Raw genomic sequence first — 7470 nt, 5'->3', positions numbered from 1 at the left:
ACAGATAATGTATGTTTAATTCAAATTTTTCTGAATTTTATTGCCGTTATTATGACTTTTAGATCCTTTCTCCCATTAATTAAACCAACAAACAAAAGTTTGTTGGTTTTAAATAAAGTCGTACTTATTTTACTATTAATACAGGACATTTCGCTCGTTTAGCTACCTTGTGACTAACACTACCTAATACAAACTCTTGAATGCCATCCAAGCCACGACTTCCAACAATCACAATGTCAAAACCTTGTTCATTTGCATGTTTAATAATAGTAGGGCCCGATTCACCATGTAATATTTTAATGGTATAGTTTATTCCTAACTCTTCCGCCTCTTTTGTGACCCCAGTTAATAACTCTTTACGCTTTTGATCGACACTTAGTGAATTCCAATTGCTTAATACATCATKTTTTGCTTTGTTTCCATCTACAACATACACAATTTCAATCATCGAATCCTTATGGCACTGAGCAATATTTAACGCATGTTCCCCAGCTCGCTTTGAATATTTGGAACCATCATATGCTAATAAAATTTTTTTATACATTCATTCACCTCCAAGGTTTAATGTCCACCTAATTTATTGGCTAGTTTATTCACAAGTTCTGAGCTATCTTCATTTAGTCCTTTAACATTAACATTTATTCCATTTTCTTTGAATTTATATACGATCTTATCAATTGCAGCCACTGCAGAATCATCCCAAATGTGAGCTCGAGACAGATCGATAATGACATCTTCAACGGTTTCTTTATAATCAAACTTTTTAATGAGATCCGTAACTGATGCAAAAAAGAGTTGTCCATCTAGTTTATACATTCTTATGTTATGTTCCGGATGTAATGACCTCTCTACTTTCACATTGGATATTTTTGATACGAAGAAAATGGCACTTAACAGAATACCTGCAAACACACCTATCGCTAAATTATGAGTAATGACAACTGTTAATACGGTAACAATCATCACTACAGCATCCGTTCTTGGCACGATATGAATTGTTTTAAGGGAATTCCAATCAAATGTACTAATCGCGACCATAATCATAACACCTGCTAACACAGCCATTGGAATTTGGACGACAACATCTCCTAACACCACAATTAAAAACATCAAAAAGAGACCCGCTACGAATGTTGATAATCGACCTGATCCTCCTGATTTCACATTAATTACTGATTGGCCTATCATTGCACACCCTGCCATCCCACCGAAAAGCCCGACCGCTATATTGGCTATACCTTGACCTCTACTCTCAATATTCTTCTCGCTTTCTGTATCGGTCATATCATCGACAATAGACGCTGTTAACAATGATTCAATTAATCCTACAGTAGCCAAAGCTAAAGAATAAGGGAGAATAATCATTAATGTTTCCATATTAAAAGGAACATTTGGAAATAGAAATGTCGGGAGTGTCTTAGGGATCGCCCCCATATCTCCAACCGTCCACGTTTGCATATTTACCAACACAACTACTGAAGTTACTACAACTATTGCTACAAGTGTGGAAGGGACAACCTTTGAAATGAAAGGAAACAGGTAAATAATAAGCAATGTTAAGATGACGACTCCATAAATCATTGGACGCTCTCCGATAAAATATTCAAGTTGAGACATGAAGATGAGGATGGCTAGCGCGTTAACAAACCCTACCATAACGGATCGTGGAATAAACTTCATATATCGTGCGAGTTTAAATACTCCAAAAAGAATTTGCAAAACACCAGTTAATATCGTGGCGGCAAGTAAATAGTCTAGACCATGGTCAGCAACTAATGAAACAATGACAAGCGCCATCGCCCCTGTAGCAGCGGAGATCATTCCTGGTCTTCCTCCAACAAAGGCAATCACTACTGCCATAACAAACGATGCATAGAGACCTACCATCGGATCTACACCAGCGATAATTGAAAATGCAATCGCTTCAGGGATTAAAGCAAGGGCTACTACAACTCCTGATAAAATATCTCCTTTTATATTTCCTTGCCATGATCCTTTATAGCTACTTTCATCCAACGTACTCCCTCCTTTATATGTATAGTATTTATTAATACAGCCATTTTATTTATCAGTTTGAAAATAGTATTCTAATCAAAGATTCGTTATTTTTTACTAACAGAGATCTCTTCATGAAGCATTTGTATGAGAAATACCTAAAAAGTCAGAAAATTCCCTATTCACATTTAAGCTTTTATGCTATAGTAAGTTCACGAAATTATTTTGTTGTATTAAAGGGGGAATACGTTGTGTCACTAAAGGAAAATGTAGGTCGTGAGCAATGGGGCTCAAGGCTAGGATTTATTTTAGCTGCGATGGGTTCTGCAGTGGGGCTAGGTAATGTATGGCGCTTTTCTTATGTAACCGGAGAGAATGGTGGAGCAGCCTTTTTACTTATTTATTTAGCTTGTATTTTATTAATTGGTATTCCAATTGTTATGGCAGAGTTCACAATTGGACGTAAGGCAAAAAGCGATGCAGTAGGTTCTTTTGAGAAACTAGCACCAGGAAAGCCTTGGATGATTGCTGGTTTATTAGGTGTAGGAGCAGCATTCATGATTCTTTCCTTTTATGGGGTCATCGCTGGTTGGATTTCTTACTATTTCGTTAATTACTTAACAGGAAACCTTTGGAGCCCTCCAGAAGGTGGATATGAAGGTTTTTTTGTAGACTTCATTACGAATCCTTATCACCCGCTGTTATGGCAGTTCTTGTTTATGGCAGCCACTATAGCAATCGTCTTTATCGGAGTTAAAAAAGGAATTGAACGTTCAAACAAAATCTTAATGCCATTATTAGGTATCTTATTAATCGGTCTTTCAGCTTATGGGTTAACACTAGGTGGAGCAAGAGAAGGGTTAGCATTCTTATTTAGCCCTGATTGGAGTGCACTAGCAGATCCTAACATTTACTTAGCTGCACTAGGTCAAGCATTCTTCTCCTTAAGTCTTGGTATGGGGGCCCTTATTACGTATGGTAGTTATTTGTCAAATAAAGAACGCCTACCTGGAGCAGCAGCAAGTGTCGCTGGTTTAGATACATTATTTGCGATTGTTGCAGGGATCATGATCTTCCCCGCCGTATTTGCTTTTGGAATTGAACCTTCTTCTGGTCCTGGTCTTGTCTTTATGATTATGCCTGATGTGTTCGATAGTATCTCGATGGGTTGGTTATTCGGATTATTGTTCTTCTTCTTACTGACAGCCGCTGCGCTATCTTCAGCTGTTTCGTTACTTGAAGTTGCCGTTGCTTATTTCATCCGTCGCTTCCAGTGGTCACGTCAAAAAGCGGCAATTATTATTGGTTTAATTATTTTTGCCCTAGGAATTCCGTCGTCATTAGGTCAAGGTATCCTCTCTGATATTTCGATTATTGGCGGTCGTGACATCCTTGATTCCATTGACTTTATTGCTTCAAACATCTTTTTGCCACTCGGCGGTTTAATGATTGCCTTATTCATGGGTTGGGGCTTTAAGAAAGCGGATGCTCTTGCTGACTCAGATTTTGGTGATACGTGGTTAGGAAATGCATGGTTATTCTTGCTTCGCTACTTCGCACCAGTTGCTATCTTCATTATTTTCCTTAGCTCGGTTGGGYTATTAGATGTGATTCTAAACCTCTTCCGATAAGTAAACAAAAGCGTGTGAGCTATTCAGCTCACACGCTTTTTCTTAGTTGTTAGGAGTAAATATGAGGGTTTTTACTCTTTTCTTTTAATAACTCTAGTAATAAGCCCATGCCTTTTTCAATTTTCTCAGGCGTAGCATGCGTATAATTTAAACGCATCGTATTTTTTTGAGCGACATCTGCATAGAACGGTTCGCCTGGCACGTAAGCAACACCTGCTTCTACTGCTTCTGTTAATAAAGCCGTTGTATTGATCTCCGGAGCTAATTCAAGCCAAAGGAACATGCCACCTTTTGGCTTAACGAAGCGCAATTGATCAATATTTGCTCTTTCAATGCAGTTTACCATGACGTTCATTCGACTCTCATATACTTTAATTAACCCTTGGATATGAGCATCTAAATCAAAATTCACGCATAACTGATAAAGGGCTTGTTGAGAGAGTGAATTAGAATGAAGATCATTCGCTTGCTTAGCTTGAGCCATCATACGAATCACTTGGAATGGACCAGCAATCCACCCTGTACGAAGAGCCGGAACTGCCGTTTTTGAGAAAGTACTCGTGTACAATACTTGCGTTCCATTATCTAGTACTGCAAGCGGAGTATAGGTTTCATCTTGACGAAATTGAATATCACCGTACGGATCATCTTCTAAAATGATCACATTCCCTCGTTCTGCTTGTGTCAGTAATTGTTGTCTTCTCTCTAACGACCATACTCTTCCTGCTGGATTTGAGAAGGTTGGTACCACATAGATCGCTTTTGGCTTATATTGTTTCATCTTCGCTTCTAAGTCATCAGGTAGCATTCCGTGGTCATCTGAAGCGACTGCAACGACTTTTGCTTCATACGATTTAAATACTTGAAGAGCAGCGAGATAAGTTGGATCTTCTGTTAAAATGACATCCCCCGGATTTAGCATCACACGCGAAAATAAATCAATCGCCTGTTGGGAACCCGTGGTGAGCATAACATTGTCCGCAGAGAAATCCGTTATTCCTTTTCTACGCATTCTTTCTAAAATGACTTCRCGCAATGGTAAGTAACCTTCTGTTTCCATATATTGAAGTGATTTTTTACCACTGTCAAAAACACGACCAAATGCCTCCTCAATTCCTTCGATCGGGAAGAGCTCATCATCAGGTAAACCACCTGCAAATGAAATGATATCTCCTCTTCCTACGACCTTTAAAATATCACGAATGGCTGATGATTGTAGATGACGGACTCTCTTTGCAAACGCGTATTTCATCTGTGACACCTCTAACATTTTATATTTGGATAATAGTTCAATAGTATCTGATTTATTAGAAATGTCAATCAATTTCTCGCTGTTTGTAGTGAGAAAGCTTCTGCACCTTTTAATTTTGTTAATAAATCTGCAAACGGAAGTGGTTTTGTCCAGACAAATCCTTGCATTTCATCACACTCTAATCGTTGCAGTAGGGCGACATCATCAAAGGTTTCCACGCCTTCAGCAATCACTTTCATCCCCATGTTATGCCCCATTGAAACAATAGATTTGATAATCGTTTGATTGGTTTTCGTTTGAACCCTTAAAAACGACTTATCTATTTTTAATTTATCAATGGGATATTGACTTAAATACTGCAGCGACGAGTAGCCTGTACCAAAGTCATCAACCGAAACGGCAACTCCTAATTCTCGAAGGGCAATCAGCTTTTCCATCACCTGTTGCTCATCTTCCATCGCCACGGACTCGGTAATTTCTAGCTCTAAGGATGATGGATTAAGCTTAGCATCAGAAAGGGCTTTTGTAATGATTTCTACTAGATTAGGTTGAACAAATTGAACTGGTGATAAATTTACCCCCATGCGAACTGGTCGATTTAATTCTTTTTCAAGGTTTGCAGCATAGTGACACGCTTGTTCAATTACCCATTTTCCAATAGGAATAATTAAGCCGGTTCTCTCAGCAACTCCAATAAATTCCAAAGGGGATACTTGACCAAGTGCAGAGCTATTCCAGCGTAACAAGGCTTCGACACCAGATAACTGTCCAGTAGCCAAGCAGGCCTGTGGGTGAAAAGCCAATGAAAATTCTTGCTTCGATACCGCATGCCGTAGCTCGTTTTCAATAATCATCTCACGGATGGACCCTGTGCTCATTTCCTTTTCATACACTTGAATAGATCCATGCGTGGAATCTTTAATCGTATGAAGGGCAACTTCCGCTTGTCTAATTAACTCATTCACATCCATGGTGACCTGATTAGACATACTAATTCCCGCACAAAGATGAACATGGAAATAAAACTCATCTAATTGCAGAGGTTCATCAAAGCAATGCAGGATCTCTTCAACCGTTGAAAGGATAGACTCTTCCTCTATTTTAGTCGTAAAAGTTAGAATAAATTCATCCCCATCTAAGCGAGCTACAAGAAGATCCGGGGCACACTTTTGCTTCAGAATCTCACTTACTTCCTTTWCTAACCGATTACCTGCTTCAATTCCCATTGCGTCATTTACCGTTTTCAAGCGATTCAAACCTATTGTCGCTACAACAACAGACTCTTCACTCTTAAGCTCACTAAGTTGTCTTGTTACCTTTTCTTGAAATGCTCGACGATTCATTAGCCCTGTCACTTCATCATGATAAGCTAAGTAGGTAATTCTATCTTCTTGTTGCTTAAGCTCTGTGATATCCCGTAGTGCAACAAGGCGAACTTCTTTTTTCTTATAGGGGTAAGGACGACCTTGAACCTCGACATAGATGGTCGAACCGTTTTTATGTAACCCTTTCAATTCAAAGGGCTCTTGTTTTCTATTAACAATTGCATCTTGAGCTTTAGTCCATTCTTCAGGGGAAATTAGTTCAAAGACGGATAAATGAATCAATTCTTGACGCTTATAACCAAACAATGTTGCTGATCTTTCATCAACGTCGATAATTTTACCAAGATCATGAATTAAGGTGCCTTCAAATCTCGTATTTACAATTTGCTCTAACTGTTGCTCAATTTCACTCATTAACTCTAAACGATTATCAGCAGGATAAAGCAAGAGATAGGAAAATCCTTTTATTTCTTTTAGCTGGTTTTTATAGACTATGTAAGCTTGTCCTTGTAATGTTAGTTCTTGCTTGGTCACTTGGTTTGGTGACTCAGCAAGCTGATGTAGGACCGTTTTTAACTGCTTCATCGGATGAACCAACAACTTTTTTGTGCAGTCATTATAAGAAATGATTTTATTTTCATCAGAGACAATTGCAACCGACAAATTGAGGTCTGTACAAACCTGAAATATAGGAGACCACTTCTCCCCCTTTTCACTTTCCATCTTTCATCCCTCCTTACATCACTTCTATTCTATTCTGTTCTTACTCACCAATCTAATCCTATTATACCATGTAGTAAGGCTTTTCTTTTACAATTGGTACAAGTATTTACATAAGAGGAAGTATGAAGAACCATATTAACTAAAACGAACGATGCTCCTGCCTCCTTTGTTACGAAAAGACACATCTCTCCCCCACCTAACCACTAGCTTGGTCCTTAACGTATTTTAAGGAAGGGGTATCCTACCCATAGTGAATGAAAAGCTTTCATTTTGAAAAGAAGATCTCTTTCACAAGAAAGAAGACCTATAAATGGCCAAACCATTTATAAGTCTCCTTCATCAGTTATAAAGCTGTCATTGCCGCATATTGTGATTGGACAAGTTTGAAATAGATGCCTTGCTTTTTCATTAATTCATCATGAGTACCTGCCTCCATTACATCACCATGGTCAAGAACGATGATATGATCTGCATCACGAATCGTGGATAAACGGTGGGCTATCATAATCGCCGTACGATTATGTAGAAGCTTTTTCAGCCCTGC

5 protein-coding genes and 1 pseudogene are annotated in these 7470 nt (G+C 38.6%); 1 reads left to right on the top strand and 5 read right to left on the bottom strand.

Annotated features, from left to right (window positions below):
* Positions 1-124: 124 nt before the first annotated feature.
* Entirely contained in the window at positions 125-544 is a 420-nt protein-coding gene (locus AB685_RS24335; protein WP_047973169.1) for a universal stress protein, read from the bottom strand.
* A 17-nt stretch (positions 545-561) separates the two neighbouring features.
* Positions 562-2016, bottom strand: coding sequence for a SulP family inorganic anion transporter (locus AB685_RS24330; RefSeq protein WP_047973168.1), 1455 nt, complete (start codon positions 2014-2016; stop codon positions 562-564).
* A gap of 230 nt (positions 2017-2246) precedes the next feature.
* Here AB685_RS24330 and AB685_RS24325 point away from each other — a divergent pair, with 230 nt between their 5' ends.
* Positions 2247-3626 carry a sodium-dependent transporter gene (locus tag AB685_RS24325; RefSeq protein ID WP_047973167.1) on the top strand — a complete coding sequence of 460 codons (1380 nt, stop codon included), beginning with the start codon at positions 2247-2249 and terminating at the stop codon, positions 3624-3626.
* Between the two features lie 49 nt (positions 3627-3675).
* Here AB685_RS24325 and AB685_RS24320 read toward each other — a convergent pair whose 3' ends face one another.
* From AB685_RS24320 to AB685_RS24310, 3 genes and pseudogenes are all read right to left on the bottom strand, one after another.
* Positions 3676-4878: a PLP-dependent aminotransferase family protein gene (locus AB685_RS24320; RefSeq protein ID WP_047973166.1), complete on the bottom strand. Its 1203-nt coding sequence runs from the start codon at positions 4876-4878 to the stop codon at positions 3676-3678.
* A gap of 68 nt (positions 4879-4946) precedes the next feature.
* Positions 4947-6926, bottom strand: coding sequence for an EAL domain-containing protein (locus tag AB685_RS24315; RefSeq protein WP_047973165.1), 1980 nt, complete (start codon positions 6924-6926; stop codon positions 4947-4949).
* A gap of 343 nt (positions 6927-7269) precedes the next feature.
* A pseudogene (locus tag AB685_RS24310) lies at positions 7270-7470 on the bottom strand (ABC transporter ATP-binding protein); the annotation flags it as partial.

The sequence above is a fragment of the Bacillus sp. LL01 genome, from assembly GCF_001037965.1.
The sequence above is the reverse complement of the archived record's forward strand: the minus strand, read 5'-3'. Positions and strand labels throughout refer to the sequence as shown.